This window comes from Burkholderia sp. JP2-270 (assembly GCF_003233675.1).
Taxonomy (GTDB): domain Bacteria; phylum Pseudomonadota; class Gammaproteobacteria; order Burkholderiales; family Burkholderiaceae; genus Burkholderia; species Burkholderia pyrrocinia_C.
Window position 1 is genome coordinate 1,683,406 of the sequence record NZ_CP029825.1, and the last position, 20,554, is coordinate 1,703,959.

The window sequence follows — 20,554 nt, forward strand, 5'->3', positions numbered from 1 at the left end:
TGCGTCGACATCGTTACGGATGGACCTGACGTGTTTCGATAAATGCCAAAAATGAAATATCCCATATCGGCGGTTAGCACCGGAACGTATAACGTAAGTCGCCGGACATGAATGAAACCGACAGCACGTTATTTAAGTGCGGTCACGGCTGATTTTTGCTTGTCCGTTCATGAGTCGGATCGATGCTATCGATTCGAAACGATCGAGTCAATTTTTATTTTTCTGACAAATCTGACACTCAACGGGAGGCACGCACGAAGATTGCACACAGCCAATTCGCAATGATGAAAATATTCATCTCATTGTTTCATTGTTGATAATAACGAACTTAAACAATTGAAAGTTGACGTTTTCAATATTAATTCGGGACGCCATATGCACGTACCCGATGCCGGTGCCACATGTGGCCGGGCCCGGCGGGTCGCGTGGCGAAGGGACAGTGACGGTGTACCTGGCGGCGCCTTTCGGACAAACCAAGAAAGGAAACGCACCATTGCGTAAATCGAAACTTTGGAATCCTTGGTCGATGCATTTGATGACAATCGTATGGCAGCTCAGGGTTTGGATTGACCAACCCATCTCATCAAAAAAAGTTTGACGGCACCGTTTTTTTTAATGTATCGTCCAATCGTTGCTTGCTACGCATCACCTCGTTAGGTAGGCGTGGTTAATGGCGCCAATTTAAGATGGTGCTGGATCTGGACATTTTCACCTTAATACCAGCATCATTCCCTGGCCGAAGCGATCGCAAAATGAATTTGTAATATGCATGCATTTACAATGTAAATTTCGTGGATTTAAAATTCTTGGATGGCTTTTTGACTCTCACCCAGATCTTTAGGGAGGGGTAATTTTCGCGCATTCGTGACTTTCCCACGAAGGTCCCGATTAAATCGCCCATGCTTATCAGGACGGATTTTTAATGAAAAGTCCCCATGCAGAATAATAACTAGTTGAGTGCCGATTTTCTTTTCTTGAGCAATTATCAACACGCCATGCAATACGCAAGCGTGAGCGCTCGGTTCTTCCCGTTCTCGCAAGACCGGGTCCATGTCGAGAAGAATTGCTCGCTAGTGCTGGCACGTTGTGGTCGGCGATATGTCTAGATATGAAGAGTAAGTGACGAAGCCGGAAGGTAGCCCTGGACTCGCCACGCTGCTCGCGATCGAGCGAGACGCAGGATGGGCGCTGCGGCTGGTGCATGGTCGGACAGTGCTCTTGAGCCAGAGTGGATAAGAGCGGCCGCCGATACGTCATGCGCAGTTTTCTAGTGATTGACCTTGTCTGATTGATATAACAACAATAGAAACACCAATCATTAAATTAGGATTCCACAATGATAGCAACGAAGAAGCGGCGTGACGGATTTGGTGCTGAAATCCATGGGTTCGATGTGGAGGCGGCATCCGACGGCGAAATCGCGGCACTCCGGAATCTGCTGCTTGAACACGAAGTCATCTTCATCAAGGGCTGCAACGTGCTCGGACCTCAGGCGTACCGAACCTTCTCGGAGCGGTTCTGGGGGAGCCTGGTTCATCCTTTTTCCTCGACGGAAGATCCGATCGTTCCCGGCATTAGCCCTTTTCAGCCGTACGAGGGCTTTCCGGAAATCACCGGCATTTACCACGGCAAGAACAACAAGGGCAATCTGAACGAGTGGCACAGCGACCTAAACTGGCTGGCCAACCCGTCTTTCGGATCGATTCTGCAGGCGGTTGAGGTGCCTACGTATGGCGGCGACACCCTCTGGGCATCCACGACCCGCGCATTCAACGACATGCCAGTCGCGCTGAAAAGCCGCTGCGAAGACCGTGCGGCTTTTCACGATTTCACCCAGATCTATCGCGGCATTTTCAAAGATAACCACGCGGCGCTCGCCGAAGCGCAAAGAAGGTTTCCCGCGATCCGGCATCCGATCTTCATGACGCATCCCAAGACCGGGCGAACCACTGTGTTCGTGAATCGCGTCAGCACCACGCATATCGATGAAATGGCTCTGGACGAATCCCGAGCCATTCTTGAAGAGGTGTACCGCTGGGTAAGCAAACCGGAGTTCCAGGTGCGGCACACGTGGGAACAAGGAGATATCGCCATTTGGGACAACCTGGCCACGCAGCACTACGCGATCTCTGACTATTTCCCGCAAGAGCGGAAGATGCACCGCATTTCGTTGCGCGGCGTCGAGATTTGAGGAGAGACGGTGATGAAAGAGCATATTCTGCATATCGGATTTCATCCGGCGTTCAAGAGCTTCATCGACTTCGAGCACGCCAACGTGACGGTGATCATCCACAGCAAGCTCCTTGAGCTGTATCCGGATGAACTGACAAAGTTCGCCGCGGTGAAGGAACTGAAGGTTGCGCACAATCTCAACCTGAACGAGTACCACAATGCGATGGATCAGATCGAGTCGCTCGCCGATGAACTGTCAGCGGCGTTCGGCAAACCGACCGCAATCGTAGGCATGTTCGAACACGTGACGTTGCCCGCTGCGAAACTCCGCGAACGTTATGGACTTGCCGGCACAAAGCCGCTCATAGCCGAGCGGTTCCGCGACAAGGTCGTCATGAAATCCGCGCTGCGGAACTCGGACATTCGCTATCCGTGGTTCGTCGCGTTCAGCGACGAAGCGGATATCGCCGGGAAGGTCGATGAGCTGTTCGCGCGCAGCGCCAAGGTCATCGTCAAACCAAAGTCGCAGGCGGCGGCGCAGGGGATTCGCGTCTTCACGGATGCGGCGTCATGTGTCGACTATCTGCGCGAGCTGGACGACGTAAGCGAAGTGGAGGCGGAAGAATTCATCGAAGGCCGGCTGCTGCATTTCGATGGTTTGTACGAGAACGGTGCGTTCAGGTTTTTCAGCGTCTCAGAGTATTTCCACGGTTGCTTCGAGGTTGTGCACGAGGGACAGCATCTGGTTTCCTATACCATCGACGATCCGAGCCTGTTCGCGCGCGTACAGGAGCTGGGGTTGGACGTGATTCGCGAACTCGGACTGGAGCGCGGCGTGTTTCACGGCGAGGTGTTTTGCACGCCGGATGACGACTTGGTGTTTTTGGAGATCGGCAACCGGTTCGGCGGCGCAGGTGTTTCTCCGACCCTGAAGAAGGTGTTCGATTTCGACATCGTGGCCGAGTCGATCCGGGTCGACCTAGGGCAGGCCTCCCAGTATGCGGGTCCCACCCGCTCGATCGATACGGGAAAAGTCGGCACCTATGTTTATATCGCGCTGCCGACGACGAAGCCGTGCGAGGTCGAAAAGGTCAACGGTCTGAGCCTGCTGCCCGATTCTGTGCTGCATCACGACACCCCGGGTGTCGGTGCGAAGCTCAATGTTGCGGCGATGCCGTTTCCCGCCTCCGGAAAATTCATCCTGTGCAATGCGAGCGCGGAACAGGCGCAAGCGGATGCTCGATCCATCATTCGCTCGTACTCGATTGAAGTCGGAGTGATCGGCGATGCGTGAACAAGCGATTCCTTGCCTCGAATCCTCCCTGTACGAGATCTTTGCCTGTCATCCCGAGTATCCGGTCCTGGTCAACCGGCAGCACCGCGTTGACCACGCGCTGTTCCGTCAGTGGCAGGAGGAGGCAGAACATCTGCTTCGGGAGTGGGGCGCCGGAGCGCAGCACGTGGTCGAATTGTGCTTGCCGAGGTCGTATCAGCTGGTCGTTTTGGCAGTCGCGTGCCTGTCCATGCGCGTGCCGTTTTTCGTGACCAACCCTCATGAGACGGAGTCGGTGCTAGCGCGCGATCGCGAGCGCCTCGAGCCGTTCCTGACCGTGTCGCTGGCCGGCGACGGAGAAACGGAGGCGGTCTCTGTCGCGAGCGCTTGTCGGTTCGATACCCACGCGCAGTTTGCCTGCACCGGCTGGCAGGACATCGCGTATCTCGCGAGAAGCTCCGGTTCCACTGGCGAACCGAAGTTTTGCAGAATCACCCGGCAGGGGCTGGCTAACCTGATTCATGAGCAAGGGATTCGGTTCGGGCTGCGACCGGGCGCGGTGGTGGGCCTCGCATCGTCCGTTAGCTTCGACGCAATCTTCTCTGAGATCTTCGTGAGCCTGTTCAACGGCTGCACGTTGTTCATTCTAGACGCGCGAGACAATGCGCTTGTCCAGAGCCTGAAGCGTGATATCGGAAACCTGAGCCACCTGACGCTGACGCCGTCCGTCGCGGTGCGGCTCGATCCCGAATCCCTCGGCAAGCTGGAGACGCTAGTGCTTGCCGGGGAGCCGATTCCGCAGAATCTCCTGAGCGGCATCCCGGATCACGTGGCCGTGATCAATGCGTACGGGCCCTGTGAAGCGACGGTCTGCACACACACGAAGCAGATCGGCCGCATCGCGGACAACAACGTGGGCGAGCCCATTGGTCATCTCCGAGCCTACATCGCCGATCTGAGGGGCGAAGCCCTGCCCGCGGGCAGCAGCGGGCTCGTGGTGATCGGCGGGCTGGGCGTGGGCGCGGGCTACGTGGGACAGGTCGTCACGACGAATCCAGAACAGGGTTATTTCCGCAACAGCCAGGGCGAACTAGTGTTCAACACGGGAGACCTAGGGCAAATCAACGAGAAGGGCGAATTGCTGCTGCTGGGGCGCAGCGATGCCAAAGTCAAGGTACGAGGGCAGCAACTTCACCTCCGTGGGATCGAGGCCCTAGTGACGAAGATCACCGGCATCGATCTAGCGACCCTGACCGTCGAGGACGACGGACTTTGCCTGCACTACGAAGGAAGCCTACCGGATACACGCGTTCGTACCGTGCTGAAGGAAAGCTTGCCAAGCCACGCATTGCCCCGGCACTGCGTGAAGTACGAGCGGATGCCTCTGAACGCGGCAGGGAAGATCGACCGCAGGAGCCTGACACCGCCTGTTGCTTCCGTCGTCGCGGACGGCACTGGCATGGCGGCCGAGATTTTCGCGAAGGTGCTGGGCCGAGCCTTGTCGGAACATCAGGACTTCTTTGAAAATGGCGGCGACTCGCTGCTGATCACGGAATTGATGGTGGCCTTTGAAGGCCGGGTCGGCAAGGAGTTGGATCTCGACAAGTTTCTCGATACGCCTACGATTGCCGGCTTGTCCGCGCAGATCGACGCGCCCCTAGCGGCGTCCTCGAACGGGCTTGAGCAAGCGTTCATGGAGTTCGACGCGCATCTGGCCACCATTCGGGCCGCTGCATCGGAACTGGGCGCCCGCCTCGACCCGCCTCGGTCGCCGCCCGTCACCGTTTTCCTGACGGGCGGAACGGGCATCATCGGTCGCGAAGTCCTGGCTCATCTAGCGCGCAATGGCGGGGTCCGCGTAATTGCCGCCACCCGTAATCCGCGCACGGCCGCCGAACTCGCGGAACTGGGCGCAAGCGAATGCGTGGAAGTCGATCTGAACAGCCTGTCTCTCGAGCAGGGAACCCGGCTGCTGCGCGACCATGCTGTCACCCACGTGATCCACGCGGCGGCCGAGGTGAACCATGTCTATCCGCTTGCCAAGTTGTTCGCGCCGAACGTCAAAGCGACTTCGGTCCTGCTGCACTCCGCGCTGCTGGCGGCATGCACCCAGTTCATCTATCTGGGTTCCAGCAGTGCCCAGGCCGATCCGAAGCGCGCACAAAGCGCGTATGACATCTCAAAGTGGATGGCGCAGGAACTGGTGCGCGGCGCCTCCGGCGCGCTCGATACGAAGGTACTGAGCCTGCCGCTCGTCGTGGGGGAAAAGTCGCGACAGCGGGCAGACCGGGATCACATGACCGCTCGAATCAGGCAATGCCTCGAGATGGGCCAGTTCCCGGCCGGGGTCGGCGATATCGATGCGGTTTCCGCAGGTTTCGTGGCCGAGATGATTGATGAAGTGATGCGTTACCCAGCGCTCTGGGGTTCGCTCGTCGAAGTGAACTCCAGCGAAACCGTGTCGTTCGACGAGGTCTTGCAGCACGTGGCAAATCTCACGTCATCGCCTGTTTCCAGCGCGGATCCCGAGGAGTTCGGCCAAAACTTGCGCGTCTGGTTCAGCAATCGGCCCGAGTGTCCGCTTGCGCCATTTAGCTCCATCTACAACCAAGCCACGTTCGACTATCTGCCCGTCGCGCCGGGATCCCGCACAAAGACCGATTCGCTGAAACGGTTCTATGAGACCGCCAAGTCGTCGCATCGCTCGGCCGAAGTGATGATTGCTTACCTTGAAGATGTACTGGTCTAGTCAAGTTACCGGGACTGAAAATGCATAAATTCGTAGACATTTGGGACGAGGCAATCAAGGTTTCTCCGGAGATCTACCGTCACGAATATCAGGAGCGGGAGGCGCGGGTCAGGAAATTCGAAACTGGCGATTACCATCCAGGCGCGATTCGCTCGGCCGACGAACGGTGGGACGGTCAGCCGCACCGCTTTTTCGTCGTCAAGACCGGCGGACAATCGTTCGTTGGATCGAAGATCCTGTCCGATATCGTCACGACGCACGGGTCGCCGGGTTTCTTCTGCTCGAAGATTTCTAGCGAGATGATCCTCGGCAGACTCGAATACTTTCAGACCTCGCAAGAAGGCGTCGAGGTATTTTATACGGAGATGGAGAAACGCGAGATCGAGGCGGTGCTCGCCTCGCTGAAAGCGTCGGCGTCGGCGTCGGCGTCGTCGTCGGCGTCGTCGTCGGCGGCGGCGGCGGCGGCGGCGGCGGCGGCGGAGATTCATTATCCCTTTGTCCAACTGGTCGGCGCGGACAAGGTCGAGATCAACACTCCGGGCAACGGCTGGCACATCGATGAGCATCGCGCGCACCTGTTGGGGCTGGGCGAGATCTACTTGCGCGCGTTGTCCGCCCGTTTCCTGAACAAACTCAACACCCAAAATCTCGTGGTGTACGACCCTGCCTGCTCGACGGGGCAATTTCTGTTCGAATTGAAGCAGGCGCATCCCGGCATCTATACGATCGGACAGGACATCAGCGCCGACATGATCAGGTTTGCCGAGGGCAAGGCCGATGAACTCCACGTGGGGGATTCGTTGCATCCGAAGCCCGCGGAAAAGTCTGTCGATCTGATCTTCTTCCGCTTCCTGAATGCCGAAGTGGTGTCACGTTCAAAAGCGCTGGACCTGTTCCGGTCGGTGATGCGCTGCTTGAAGGACGGCGGATATGCCGTTCTGTTCGGGCACACGCCGGTTCTGCTTAATAGGTCGGAACTGCTTGGCGAGGGCTGTCGCGTACATTCCTGCGTAGCCGCAGTCGAGGATGGCTCCGTCGTGCAATTCTACGTGATCCAGAAAGAGGGCGAGCACCGTGAGCAGGCCTGAGCGGCTATATCTGAAATCCGAGGTGATCGTTGAGCCGCTGATAGCGCGATACCGCGCCTCCCCGTACCTGTTTCAGCCCGCCTCCGCTGCCATGCTACTGAGGCGGCTGGTGGGAAAGTTACTCAAGTCGTTTGTCGATGCGCCGCAGACGCACGTGAAGGCGGTCAGCGACCCACGGTTGAAGGGCGGGCCATTCCTGACGCTTCACCACGATAAGGTTGAGTCGGCCAGGCGCCTGTATGACGAACTGACCGGACAACTGCTGCCGCTGTTTCAGTTGGCCGACGCTTTCGACCGGCTGGGCGAAACGTTGGCTGATGAAACGGGCTCCTCGCTGACCCACTATCTGGCCGCGCTGCCGGACGACCTCGCCGCCTGCGTCGAGTTGAGCTACGACGCATGGAACCGCGCGCATTTCAGCATCAATGAACCGATGCTTTATCGGAGCCGGTATTTCGACCGGTCGCTGCAGTCGTTCCTGATCTACGAGGGCGACCCCGATGAAAAGGACTTCGCACTGAGTACGCCCAGGCTCGCTGGGCCGAACGCATTTTCGATTCAGCGAGGCTTCGACGACGAGGGGGTGCAACGCCTGCTTGCCTCCCGATCGCGCGGCATCGACGAGACCGAAGTGCACTCGCTTTGCGCAGCGCTGGGCGTCGACGATGCGCGCACGGCTGACTTCCTGGCACTGTTCACGCGCGAGCCGCTCCGGTCCAGGATCGACGTGGCGCGGACAGATCGCGACGAAGTGGACTATTTCGGCCACGCTTGCGTTCTCGTCCGCTCTGGCGGCCTAAGCGTGCTGGTCGACCCGTTCATCAGCTATGCGACGCGTAAGGACGAAGCGCGGCTGACGATCGCGGATCTGCCGGAAAGAATCGACGCGGTGCTGATCACACATCTGCACATCGATCACTTCTGCATCGAGACCCTGCTCAACATCCGGCACCGGGTCACGAGGATTCTCGTTCCCAGCTGCGCCGGCTCGACGCTGCTCGACCCTTCGCCATACATGGTGCTGCGATCCATGGGATTCGAGAACGTCGTGGAGTTGAAGAGCTTCCAGACGTTTCCGATCGGCGAGACGGTCTCCGTTCAGGCGCTTCCGTTCCAGGGTGAGCATGGCGAGTTGAACGTCACCTCGAAGGCGATGTTCGTCGTTTCAACTGCGTATAGCGGATATCTGTTCGTAGCCGACGCGCGTTTCGATAACACGCGCCATCTCGAGCAGATAGCGAAACTCGCGGAGCGCGATATCGACATCATGTTTATTGGCATGGAGTCGAAAGGCGCGCCTTTCACTTGGCTGTACGGGCCGATGATGGCGCGCCAGACTGGGCGCGTGCATGCGGAAACGCGGCGCCTAAACGGATCATGTTCGCGTCGCGCGTCCGAACTGGTCAGTGCATTTCGGCCCTCAATGGTCTTCGTGTACGCGTTGGGCAGAGAGCCGTGGCTCGCGCCAATCATGGCTGTCGAAGCAGATGGCGATACAAAAATCCAGGATGAGATCGATATATTTGTCGACTCATGCGACCGGATGCACAAGCGCGTCGCGGTGCTGAACGGCACCAGGCATCTAGAGGAGATGGCTCATGCCTGAACCGCAGCGAGTCTTGACCACCGCGTCCGGCCGGGATGTACATGATCTGTGCGTAGGGACCATGAACTGGTCGGCGCCGGTTTACGGCCGACGGTCCACGGATAGCAGCGCGCTCGTCGTTCAGGCTGCGCTTGACGCCGGAATTAATCAGTTCGATACCGCCGACTGCTATGCGCCGGTGGACAGCGGTCCTACCTCAGAGCAGTTACTGGGGCAGCATCTCCGTCAGCTTCAGGTTGACCGTGCAGGCGTTTTCATCGCCAGCAAGTGCGGCATCCGGCTAACGAGCGGCGGTTGGGGCCGGGTCGTCGACAACTCGCCTGAATACATCGTGTCGTCGTGCGAAGCGTCGCTTGACGCGCTGCAGACCGACTATCTGGATCTCTTCTACTTGCATCGGTTGGATGTCGGGCGCGCGCATTTGAAGGCGTCGCTCGACGCGCTTGCCGGCTTGAAGCGCGCGGGAAAAATCCGTCATATCGGCCTGTCCGAGGTGGATGCCGGCACGATCATGGAGGCGGACCGCATCCTGACGGATCTCAGCGCCGGCGTCTGCCGACTGGATGCGGTGCAATCCGAATTCTCGATGCTTCGGGCAACTCCCCTGAACGACGGTGTATTTGACGCCTGCCGCGAAAGGGGCGTGCGTTTCTATGCGTACAGCCCGCTCTCGCGAGGCTTCCTTTCCGGCGCGACACAGCACATCGGCGAGGAAGATTGTCGAAGCGGGATTCCGCGCTATCAGGGCGGCAGCCTTGAAGCCGTCAGGCGTGCCGTCGGGCAACTGGAGACCGCGTGCAAGGCGACCGGCATGACGTTGAATCAGGCGGCGTTGGGCTGGATAAGGTGGGTGTCCCAGAGCCGGCAGCAATACATTCACCCGGTGATCGGTACGTCAAATCCCGGACATCTGAAGTCGAACATTCGCTTCGGTGCGGCGGCGGATTCGGTATTCGCGCAGTTCGACGCACTCATCAAGCTGCAGCCTCGATTCGGTGAGCGATATCCCGAAGTCGACATGCAGGAATTTCAACTGAGCAACTGAGGTCTTCGTGAAAATACTGGGTTACAACGGCCTGAACGGATCCGTGCGTTATCGCCGAGAGGCTTTTGACGGCCTGACGGAAAACGAATATGCGATGTGTCAGGGGATGGATTCGTCGGTCTGCCTGATGATCGATGGGGAGATCGTTGCAGCAGCGGCTGAGGAACGATTCACCGGCGAAAAATTTACGTCCGACTTTCCGCGCCACGCGATCCAGTACTGCCTGGATGTGGCCGGGATCGTCGCATCCGACCTCGATGCGATCACCCACAGCTTCGACTATCAGGCCTATCAGAAGCTGTTCAAACTCGGTGAGCGCAATTCCCGGTACTACGATCAGGTGCTGGCACCGAAGATTCAGGCCGATCTCTGGAGGGAACACTTCTCGCTCGACCATGTCGACACGCTGTATACACCCTGCAATCATCATCTGGCGCATGCGGCGATGGCATTCTATCCGTCCGGATTCGAACGGTCGCTAGTGATTGTCGCCGACGGTCTGGGCGAGATGACCGCCATTTCGGTCTACGAGGGGCATGGTCATGCGCTGAATCTGCTGCATCAACAGGGCACGCTCAGTTCGCTGGGCATTCTGTATTCTCAGATCACGGCACATTTGGGCTTCTGGGTGAACTCCGACGAATACAAGATTATGGGGCTGGCGCCTTACGGCGATCCCGAAGTGTTCAGACGCGCCTTCCAGGACATGGTCGAACTGTCCGACGGCGGAACTGTCGTGGTCCGAGCTTTCGAGCGCAACGTCAACGAACTGGAGCGACAGACCGGCCGGGGCTTCCGGCGCTGGCTGGATGAACACGTGATCAAGGCGCGCGAGGCTGGCGAGACCATTACGCAGGCCCATCGGGACTTCGCGGCGGCGTTACAGCAACGCATTGAAGAAGCGCTGTTCCATGTGATCCGCCATTGGAAAGAGCAAACAGGTGCCGAGAATATCTGTTTTGCGGGCGGGGTGGCGCTGAATTGCACGGCCAATGGTAAGCTGCTGCGCAGCGGGCTGTTCAAGCAGATCTTCATCCCGCCTGCGGCGGACGATGGTGGCACTGCCGTCGGCGCCGCGATGCTGCTTCATGTCGAGAAATCGAATGGGAAACGTGCCAGCTTTCTGGCCAATGACCTGCCGTACTGGGGGCATGAAATCGACGAAGATGAGATTAGGGCGTCCATCAGCGAATTTGGATCCAGCATCGATGTCCAGAAACTGGATGACACGGCTTTGCTTGAGGCTGCAGCCGGCGATATCAAGGACAACAACATCATTGCATGGGTGCAAGGCCGCATGGAATTCGGTCAGCGCGCATTGGGAAATCGCAGCATCTTGGCCAATCCGGGCGCGCCGGACATGAAAGAGCGGGTTAATGCGCGCATCAAGAAGCGCGAGGAATTTCGCCCTTTCGCGCCGTCGGTGAAATACGAGTGCGCGAATACCTACTTCGAACTGCCGGATAATTTCGAGTCGCCGCATATGCTATATACGATTCCGGTTCGAAAGGAGTGGGTCGCGTCTCTGCCCGCCATCACGCACGTCGATGGAACGGCTCGCGTGCAGACAGTCAACCGCGAGAAATCCGAAAAATACTGGGCACTGCTGGACGAGGTGCAACGGCGCACGTCGATGCCGGTGGTATTGAATACGTCGTTCAATATCAAAGGGCAACCCATTGTACGCACCGCGAGAGAGGCGATTGCGACGCTTTTCACAGCCAATCTGGACGCGCTGTACATCGGAAACTACGTGATCAGAAGAGGGAGTGATTCAATTGATCGATAAGCTGATCGGGCTGAAGAGCGTCGTTCTTCTACAGACGTTTCTGGAACGGCTAGCACTGTTCGTCCTGCCACTCTATGTGTACCAACTGACAGGCAGCAAGCAGATGCTGGGGATGATCGTCGTGCTTGAGTGGTTACCGACGATTCTGTTGTTGCCCATCGCGGGCTGGCTCGTGGACAGGTTCGGGTGCCGCGCCTGCTTTTTCCACCCATCGATTCTCAGGGCGGTCGTCGCGCTGATGTTGGTGCTGCTAACCGGCGTGCTGCCGAACATCGCACTGATGCTGCTATTTGCCGCGCTGGCTTCCGCCGCCAACATCGTGGCATATCTGAGCTTCGAGAAGTATGTCGCGTCCCGAGTGCCGAATGCGCAGGTCAGCAGTTATTACTCGTTCTTCTCCGTGTCCCAGCAGGCCAATCAGATTGCCGCGCCGCTGATCGGAGTTTCGGTCATCGCTGCGTTCAGCGTGCAGCAGTTCTTTCTGCTCTATGCGCTGCTGTTCGCGTGCCTGGCCTTCCTGTTCTACGCGGTGATTCCGAAAGCGGTGGCTTCCGATGCAGAGCGGGGGGAACGGGTACCGTTCAGGATTCTGGCGGACCGGCTCGTCCGGAACCAGCGGCTAGTCACTCTCGCGCTGTGCATGCTCCTTATCAATACGGTGCTCGCGGTGTTAATCACGCTGATCCCGGATATCGTGATCGGTGAGTACGGCCTCGGCAAGCGCGATGTTGCGTTGCTGTTTACATCGGGCGCGGTGCTATCCGGTTTATTTCACCTCGCTTACAGTCGTCCCGCGCTTGCCGGCAGGATGAAGTTGCTGGGGCGAGCGTCAGTGCTCCTCATCCCTATGTTCCTGATGGCGCAGATAGTGGTGTCCGGCGTATTTTTCTTCGCGGTCAGCGCGTTGACCATGGCCATTTCACTACCGTTTTCCGTGTGGTCGAGAACCCTCCGGAACAACCTGTTGCCGCCAGAAGGATTCGCTAGTGCGGCGTCCATTGTTATGGTTATCTCACTGCTCGGATTTCCGATTGGCGGGTTGATCGTCTCGACCCTGTCCGCGTTGCCCAATCGCTGGATCATGTTCGGGACCGGGGCAACGGTGTTTGCGGTTGTTTTGGCACTGCTGCGCTTCGGCGGGTTTTGGCGCATCGAGTCCATGAGGGATCAGCCGGAACTGGAGCCGCGACTCGCCAAGCCGGAGTCGTGACGGGGAATGCGGTCGCATGCGGTTCCGTGCGAACCTGTACCGGACGGGAGCGCTGCGGGCGGAGTTGTATAGCGGAACGGCTGGGCCAGTGCTGCCGGGAAGTTGATGGCGAACCCACTTCGGGGCAGCCGGACGGAAACGATTCAAGTGCGCGACTCAGATATGGGCGCTGACATGCGGGCGGGGCTGCATCGCATGTCGCCCCCCCTCGTGGCGGTACGAGTTTTTCAAGGCATTATCCTGAGGCCGCATGTTGATGCACGCGTAAAAGCGACCCACTTTAAGCGATCATGCAGCAGCGCCAACGGATGTCGCCCGAGCGTGAAGCCCATGGTGCGATAATCGCTAGTAGATAACAGCAGCCACCAAAAAGAGCAAAGCGACATGAATCACGGCGTCGCTCGAAGCAAGTCCAAAGCTGGCGAACCCTGTGAGCCAAGCACGCGTGCGCTCGACGACAGCGATGCCGACCGAGCCGCTCGCTACTTCCTAGGCCGCGACTGGAAATTCTGGCTGGCCTTGATGCCGCGCCTTTCACATAACGCTGACAACGAGCAAAGACATACCCCTTGTTCGCATTCAGTTTTTTCCCGGACGCTTACGCGGTTATCCGCTCAAAGCCAGCACTGCCGGAATGGCGTCAAGCATAGACTCGAACACCATCGAATTCTGCCGGTTGGCGCCTGTGACCGTGACAGGTAGCTGGACGCTGCGTGCGTCTACGACGATGTGCCGCTTAGATCCGAACCGACCTCGATCTGTCGGGTCTGGGCCGGCTTCCTGCCTCCTAGGGGACGCTAGCTCCATCGAGGTTGCCAGTTCCCAATCGACCTGGTCGTGGTCATGCAGCCGACGAAGCGTCGCCAGATGAAGTCGTTTCCATACGCCATCGTCTTGCTAGTCTCGTAGACATCGTCAGCTCGTCATGCCAAAGCTCAACTCCTAGGGGAAACCATCCCACGGAATACCGGTTTGCGTACATACAAGATGTCATTTAGCGCTATTCGATCATCGATCGCGCATCGTCGTCCACCCTCGCTCGATGGCGTGAACTCTGGAATCGGTTGTTCCAGCACCGCCCACAAATCCGATCTGAGTTTACGTCTTGCCATGCCGCCACAATATGGCGTGTGCAGCCCTACGTCCAAGTTGTGTTGTGACTCTTAGTTAGCCATAGATATGCTCGGCTCTTATAGACCGCAAGCACCCTCGCTCAACTACCTATCCCCGTCAGTCCGGAGGCCGCGGTTCTAGAGTAGGTCAATAAATGAAGTCGAGATTCTCCCGAAATCGTCTCACGGTAGATAACACTATGAGGCATCAACGTCGCGAACCCAGCGCATCAACACTAGCTCGTCGCCGTCTGACTGAATACGGACGAAGCCCGCCGGATGCGCGTACTCTAATGGTTCTCTGTCGCTGTTGAGGCTATCCAACCACACAGTCATTGAGTCAAACTCAGCCTCGATCTGCCACTTCGCCGCCGCATTAAGCAAGTCAAGTTCGGAAGGTTCGAGGGTCCACGTATAGTTATCGAAGGGACTATGCAGGTGCTGGAAGTACTCATCAGAACACGTCGCATCGTCGCTCGCCAATCGAACAAAGCCGAAATCTCGAGCGCTTTGCGAAAGAACGATCAATCTGCCAAACTCCTGATCCGCGAGACGCTTCGCCCAAACTTCGGTCCAGCGCCCCCATCGAGCTTCGAGTTCGTCCAATGTCATTTCGTAGGGACACCGTCGCCTGTAGCTCTGACCGTGCACTCCAATCACCTTGCGCCAAAGAACTTCCCCTGTTGTCTCTACTACATCGAAGCAATCGCAGCGACACGCGATCTGCTTAGTTCGAAGCGCCTCAATCAGGCTGTTTAAATACTCGACATATGGTGGCGGATTATGCGATAGAGGCTGTGTTTTCATATAGAAATCAAATAGAACTGAAATCGCACGCCTACCTTCTACATCAGGATAAAAATATCCGCCACCCCTATCAAATCGTCGATATTCGATTCTCCAATTAACATCGACGGATTTCACATACATTTTTATCTCTTCTGGCACCGGCTCGATGACATAGATTTGACCAAGCTTATGAAGATTAAACGATGAATCAGACAATCCACGAGAATTCAATAACAAAATATCTTTATCTGAAAATTCAGCACTTGATTTTGTTGATCGGCTCGCCCAATCTAGAATGCTGGCCGGCACACTACCAAGTCCGTCATCCGCGGGCCCACGTTGAACAAGGGGCCAGCCAGCACAATGAATTTTCATTACATATTGAAGTGTCCTTATATAGTGTTCTAGTATGGTGCCGTAATACCTAGGGGGTTGAGCAACTTGTAACGGAACACCATGGAATGGGCACATGACTAACCATGCGACTTCATGGAACATGCTGTGGTATCCAAGTCTCGCGCATTCGGGACAAAATCGAATGACACGCTCGTCGCGACCGCCCGGGTTCAGACTGTAGCTTCCGCAACTGCTCAAACTAAGATCTGGATAAAATGCCGTACGAAGCCTTGAGGAAGACTCGCCTAGTAGAGCCGCTAGCCGATCAATCTCTGTGTCAGGCGAGCTGAATGGTCGATGAGGGTTAAATGCCAAGACTTCTTGGGCTCTTCGAATGCTAAGGTGATTGAGTTCGCAGAACCGCAGAAAAATGCTGAACCCCGACTCATATGCCCTCGCGCATCCGCTCCACCAATTAAACTCTAGATATGTCATGCTACGATGGCGGACAAATAATCCGCATGTGGTCAGAGAAATTTGTCTTAGCTAACCGCTTTAGCCAGTTTTCATATGATGTCACCTCATCCCAATCGTCTCCTCGGGCCAATTCAAAAAGCGTCGCCTCAATAGTTCGAGCGATATGCTGCATAGGGAACTCCCCGAATCGCTTGGCACTATCGGGGGATAGGCTTTGCAAAGATTTCCAGAGATCAGGACTGCAGTCAACCAACCTCCGCCCCATTGAAAAATATTTTGGCGCAAAATACTCGAGAAATGAAACATTGCTACCCTCGGGCCATCGAGAGTCGACATCGTAGCCTGTCAATACGCACTCCAACTCTTCCGTTGTACGCAAGCCATGAAACTGCGCATGTGATGCCATGAATCGAGCCGAAACATGGGCATTTCCGGTGCCTGCGAAATAGTCGTACTTGTAGTTCAGTTGGTGCGATCCGACTGAAATGACGCTCAGCAGATACCCCTTTTCGTCGAGATCGTTCTGCAGTCCCATCAACCACTGCCATTCTCGCAATGTCATACCCTGTGCTTCGTCTATCAACAAGATCACATAGTTTCGGCGTGCCCACTCTGCAATCGCAATGAAGCGTTGCAGACACATGTAACGCCCTTCTGCGCGCGGTGGCGGCTTCGCCACATTGACGAGCGCAAATCGCGAAGCTCGCAGCAACATGTGCCAGAAGCCCGCCTCGCTCAATTGACTGTCGGGCGGGCGAATCCAGACAATGAGAGGAAGCTCGACCTCGAAGCGCTCGCGTAGCACTTGAGCGAGGAAATACTGAATACATCTTGACTTCCCAAGGCGCGATGCCCCCATGAGATACGCCCCTGGACACTGCTGATCGATCCAATCGCCAATCTTGGATATCATTTCGTGTATGGGCAGTGTATAGACCGCATACTGCTGCGTTACGATGCAGTGAGTGGGGTCAATATGTTTTGGGAGCGAGAATGTCATCGTGACCTCGTCGACGCGATCCGCCGTGGTGGCAAAGGCGTCGCCGCTTCTGGTCGTTTGACATGACCTGGGCGCCGATCGGATTTCTTCGAATCAATATATTCGGTTTCCTTATCGTCTTGATTTTCATCATCCCGCTTCATCGCAGCGTCCAGCATCATATCTCCAACTGATTGTGTCGCCGCGGCTGCAATAATGCGACGGGCCTCAAGATATGCCGGGTGCACCGGAAGCTTGCCCTTCGGTTGCGCTTCTGAATAATGAATCAATGCCTCAACGGGATCCATTCCAGGTGAAATATCGAACTTCCTGGCTCTGTTCGCTTGGCAAATCGCCGTACGGACAGCCAAGCTGTGCGGCAAACCATTCCAAGGAGGAGCCGCTCTCAACACACCCAACGACGTACCGCTGATCTCGACCCCCATCGCAATGCGGGCATCATTTTCCCTATGTGCAATTACCCATATCTTTGATCCGACGAGATCATATCGAGCGCCCAGTACCTCGTTCGAATAAGTCGCGTTGAGGAATTCGACATAGGGTCGACGCCCCTTACTAGCTCCGCCTCGGACGGTACAGAGCTTTCGGACACTGAACATCGAATTGACCATCTCGGCATCTACATGCCGTAGCGCCGAAGACGATTGACGATAGAGGAACTCTGCGTATTCTAGCGGCGTACGATTTCCGATGCTCCGATGCGGCGTACTGTTGTAGTTTGCTATCAGCACATCGATCAGTTCTTCTGCATACTCGTATTGAAATCGACTCGTCACTGCTACATCGTCCGGGTCACGTCCTTTCTTGTCTTTTGGTTTGGCCCCCGTTGTATTGGATAGGCGCTGAAATCCCAGCGCAGCCAGATGACGAAAAAACGCCTCGATAAAAGGGCGATCGTCTTTGCTGCGTCGCCTAGAAAATGAATTCGATGGATCAAGCAGTTTGGACCGAACAACTTCTTCGAGCGACTGGCGAACATGTTGGCAGGTCTCCGCGAGCGCACCATCCACGCTCGTTTCGTCCCAACAGAGGCCAATGTAGGCTGGGCCGAGAATTGATAGCAATCCTGCTCCAGGCTTGTAAGGCTCTTCACAAAACGTCACCTGCCGCTGAACCCACGGGGTCAGCGATCCCTTGATCGCCCGCAGCACATCGTCCTTTGAAACCTCTCGTCTCAAACTAAGGTAATACCCAATCACTGCTCTGGAAGTTATTTCGAGCAGAACAATAACCCAGAGCCGATGGATTATTTTTTCGAGGAAGCCACCTCCGATCTGTGGTAGCAGCACACAAAACCGGCCATCCAATTTATGCGCGTCCATCTCTACCCGCTGCATAAACCTGAAAACTGGACGATTGGTCCCGTCGCCAGTCGCCAGTTTTTTAACCAAATCTGGCCCGCCTGCTTCATGTGCCAATGCCTTCGGATTCGCAGACAGAACCTTTTCAATATAACGTCTTATGGAATAGTATCCGCGGCTAGCTGTATTAAAGGGCCATTCGTTACGTATCTCGTAACCGAGCGCCCGAAGCTGGTCGAGAAACCAACTCTGATGACGTGTTCTTGAGCGCTTGATCTCGGCAAGCTTGCCGGCGCGCGGAATAGTTTGAATCCTCGCGTCGAAGTCTCTCCTTAGTTCAGGGTGGGCATCCAGAACGACCTGCATTGCGCCGGCCGCACCACCGCCGTAGTTATCCACTCGAATTCGCTTGGTACGCCGATACGGTCGCACTCTTTCGTATGGGATCAATCCCCGCCATCCGTACTCTCGGCCATCTTCATGAGTCTCAAGACAGCGCTCGTTGATGAGTCGATACGCCTGCTTTGCACCGAGAGATGTTGCTTGCTCAATCGATTCTGACGTCGCCCCCTCCAAGTACAACTCAACAGCCTTCTTCCTCGCGAAATAACGTGCCTGTCGAGAATCCGTCATCGCGCCTACGTCCGGCGTCACCCAATGGGACGTATCAATGGCCCGCCCCCGCACTATTCGCTGGGAAAACTTGGGCTGCTTTTCGGAGTCGTCAGTTGCCATCTCGCGCTTTTCCTCATCCGAGCGACGGACTTGATTCTGGTCGGGGTCGCCCTAGCGATGCTTCTGCGAGAGAAGGCTAGTACATCGAAATCGGCAATGCGGGATTAGTTACAAAGTCACCAAAATCGCTTGGACAAGATACAATTTCATGCAAATTTTTGCCCAAAAAGATTGTTCCCGAAATCTCTGTGACGGCCAATTGGCGGGGATGTTGTAGGAACAAATTTATGCAAACCGACGGGCCGCGATTGATCGCAGTCGGCAAGCCACGTACAGTGTTTGCCTGCCTCGATTCCGGAACCGCCATGCCGATCCGATTTCAGAAGATGAACGCGAATGGCGATGACTTCGTCATCGTCGACCTGCGCGGCGAGGATCAGGATCATGCGCATGCGATCGACCGCGACCTCGTCCGGCGCATCGGCGACCGGCATCGCGGCATCGGCTTCAACCAGCTCGCGGTGCTATCGGACTGCGACGACGCGGCCGCCCGCGTCGCGTTCTGGAACCCCGACGGCTCGATGCTCGATACCTGCGGCAGCGCGACGCGCGGCGTCGCGTGGAAGGTGATGCGGGAAACCGGCGCGGCGTCGGTCGTGCTGCGCACCAACCGCGGGCGCCTGCTCTGTTCGCACGATGCGCACGGGCTGATCACGGTCGAGATGGGCGCGCCGCGCGTCGGCTGGCAGGACGTGCCCGTCGCCGAAGCCGTCGACACGCTCGCCCTTCCGCTTCCCGGCGCACCGGCCGCGTGCAACATGGGCAATCCGCACTGCACGTTCTTCGTCGACGATCTCGATGCGATCGATATCGAAACGCTCGGCCCGGCGATCGAAACGCATCCGCTGTTTCCGCTGAAAACCAACGTGCATGTCGTTCAGGTGATCGGCCGCACGCATATCCGCCTGCGCATCTGGGAGCGCGGCGGCGGCGTGCCGCTCGGTTCGGGTTCGTGTTCGTGCGGCGCGGTGGTCAACGGCATCCGGCGCGGGCTGCTCGACCCTGCGGTGCGGGTGGAATGCGACGGCGGCGACGTCACCGTTCAATGGGACGGCACCGGCAGCGTGTTCCTGAGTGGGCCGGTTGCGTTCGGTTTCGACGGGGTGTGGGTGGACGGGACGATGCCGGCAAGCTGATCGCCGGCGTTCGCGATGCGGCGTGAATCGCGATGCCGATTCGAGCCGGATGCGCGGCGGCAACGCAACCGCATCGTCATCGATCGTCGACGCAATCCGTTCGCCGCCATGATGTGGCGCCCGGCCTCCGACGATCGCGCCGACGCGCGGTGCCGTTCACGGCCCGCGGTCGGCCGGGCCCGGCGCAGCGCGCGCCGGGCCGCATCGATCAGTGCTTGTCGTCGACCTTCTTCGGCTTCGGCGGCGACGGCACCTTCGCGTACTGGAACGCCGGCGTCGCCTTCAGCGCATCCTTGGTCGCGCCCGGCAGGTAGATGTTGCCGTTGCGCACGTCGAGCGATGCGATCGGCACCGCGACGTCGTGCGCGGCCACGCCGAGGAAACCGCCGGCCGACACGATCGCCGCCGACACCGAGCCGTCCGGCGCGACGATCAGGTCGCGCACGGTGCCGACCTTCTGGTTCTGGTCGTTGTAGACGGCCTTGCCGAGTACGCTCTTCTTCACGCTCCAGCCTTCGAGCAGCGCCTGCGATTGCTCGACGGTGACGCTGATCGGCTGTGCGCCGGCGATCTGCGCATGTGCGCTGACGCTCGATGCGAGGACGGTTGCTGCGATGAGGGTTTTGTAGAACGCCATGCTTTTATGCACTCCGGTGAATTGTTGTCGATATCCGCGGCCGGCCTAGCCGCCTGCGTGCGCGACACATCGCACCGGCCCATGTTAGCGCCACTCGCG

13 protein-coding genes and 1 pseudogene are annotated in these 20,554 nt (G+C 57.3%); 9 read left to right on the forward strand and 5 right to left on the reverse strand.

Annotation, left to right across the window (positions count from 1 at the left end):
* Nucleotides 1–1,336: 1,336 nt before the first annotated feature.
* The 8 genes from DM992_RS25485 to DM992_RS25525 are packed head-to-tail and all read left to right on the forward strand — an operon-like array spanning nucleotide 1,337 to nucleotide 12,932.
* The gene (locus DM992_RS25485) at nucleotides 1,337–2,191 is read left to right on the forward strand and encodes a TauD/TfdA family dioxygenase (RefSeq protein WP_111019151.1); all 855 of its coding nucleotides are present in this window, start codon (nucleotides 1,337–1,339) and stop codon (nucleotides 2,189–2,191) included.
* Nucleotides 2,192–2,203: 12 nt separating this feature from the next.
* Nucleotides 2,204–3,466, forward strand: coding sequence for a hypothetical protein (locus tag DM992_RS25490; RefSeq protein WP_111019152.1), 1,263 nt, complete (start codon nucleotides 2,204–2,206; stop codon nucleotides 3,464–3,466).
* The gene (locus DM992_RS25495; protein ID WP_111019153.1) at nucleotides 3,459–6,194 is read left to right on the forward strand and encodes an AMP-binding protein; all 2,736 of its coding nucleotides are present in this window, start codon (nucleotides 3,459–3,461) and stop codon (nucleotides 6,192–6,194) included. The genes DM992_RS25490 and DM992_RS25495 overlap by 8 nt, the downstream gene beginning before the upstream one ends.
* 20 nt (nucleotides 6,195–6,214) lie before the next feature.
* Nucleotides 6,215–7,282, forward strand: a complete 1,068-nt coding sequence (locus tag DM992_RS25505) for a class I SAM-dependent methyltransferase (protein WP_162631734.1) — start codon at nucleotides 6,215–6,217, stop codon at nucleotides 7,280–7,282.
* Nucleotides 7,269–8,888, forward strand: a complete 1,620-nt coding sequence (locus tag DM992_RS25510; RefSeq protein WP_111019156.1) for an MBL fold metallo-hydrolase — start codon at nucleotides 7,269–7,271, stop codon at nucleotides 8,886–8,888. The genes DM992_RS25505 and DM992_RS25510 overlap by 14 nt, the downstream gene beginning before the upstream one ends.
* Nucleotides 8,881–9,933 carry an aldo/keto reductase gene (locus DM992_RS25515; protein WP_111019157.1) on the forward strand — a complete coding sequence of 351 codons (1,053 nt, stop codon included), beginning with the start codon at nucleotides 8,881–8,883 and terminating at the stop codon, nucleotides 9,931–9,933. The genes DM992_RS25510 and DM992_RS25515 overlap by 8 nt, the downstream gene beginning before the upstream one ends.
* Before the next feature lie 7 nt (nucleotides 9,934–9,940).
* Nucleotides 9,941–11,722: a carbamoyltransferase C-terminal domain-containing protein gene (locus DM992_RS25520; protein WP_162631735.1), complete on the forward strand. Its 1,782-nt coding sequence runs from the start codon at nucleotides 9,941–9,943 to the stop codon at nucleotides 11,720–11,722.
* Nucleotides 11,703–12,932, forward strand: a complete 1,230-nt coding sequence (locus DM992_RS25525; RefSeq protein ID WP_111019159.1) for an MFS transporter — start codon at nucleotides 11,703–11,705, stop codon at nucleotides 12,930–12,932. Before DM992_RS25520 ends, DM992_RS25525 begins: the two co-directional genes overlap by 20 nt.
* 345 nt (nucleotides 12,933–13,277) lie before the next feature.
* Here the strand turns inward: DM992_RS25525 and DM992_RS42380 are convergent.
* The 4 genes and pseudogenes from DM992_RS42380 to DM992_RS25545 all read right to left on the reverse strand — a co-directional run bounded on the left by DM992_RS42380 (nucleotide 13,278) and on the right by DM992_RS25545 (nucleotide 18,682).
* Nucleotides 13,278–14,044: pseudogene (locus DM992_RS42380) on the reverse strand (IS5 family transposase).
* A 198-nt stretch (nucleotides 14,045–14,242) separates the two neighbouring features.
* Nucleotides 14,243–15,331 carry a hypothetical protein gene (locus tag DM992_RS25535; RefSeq protein WP_239511343.1) on the reverse strand — a complete coding sequence of 363 codons (1,089 nt, stop codon included), beginning with the start codon at nucleotides 15,329–15,331 and terminating at the stop codon, nucleotides 14,243–14,245.
* A 334-nt stretch (nucleotides 15,332–15,665) separates the two neighbouring features.
* The gene (locus DM992_RS25540) at nucleotides 15,666–16,646 is read right to left on the reverse strand and encodes an ATP-binding protein (RefSeq protein ID WP_111019161.1); all 981 of its coding nucleotides are present in this window, start codon (nucleotides 16,644–16,646) and stop codon (nucleotides 15,666–15,668) included.
* Nucleotides 16,643–18,682 carry a hypothetical protein gene (locus tag DM992_RS25545; protein ID WP_111019162.1) on the reverse strand — a complete coding sequence of 680 codons (2,040 nt, stop codon included), beginning with the start codon at nucleotides 18,680–18,682 and terminating at the stop codon, nucleotides 16,643–16,645. Before DM992_RS25545 ends, DM992_RS25540 begins: the two co-directional genes overlap by 4 nt.
* A gap of 305 nt (nucleotides 18,683–18,987) precedes the next feature.
* Between DM992_RS25545 and dapF the strand changes: the two genes are divergently transcribed.
* The gene (gene dapF / locus DM992_RS25550) at nucleotides 18,988–19,818 is read left to right on the forward strand and encodes a diaminopimelate epimerase (protein WP_111019163.1); all 831 of its coding nucleotides are present in this window, start codon (nucleotides 18,988–18,990) and stop codon (nucleotides 19,816–19,818) included.
* A gap of 208 nt (nucleotides 19,819–20,026) precedes the next feature.
* Here dapF and DM992_RS25555 read toward each other — a convergent pair whose 3' ends face one another.
* Complete coding sequence (locus tag DM992_RS25555; protein WP_111019164.1) at nucleotides 20,027–20,455, reverse strand: PRC-barrel domain-containing protein; 429 nt, start codon at nucleotides 20,453–20,455, stop codon at nucleotides 20,027–20,029.
* Nucleotides 20,456–20,554 lie beyond the last annotated feature (99 nt).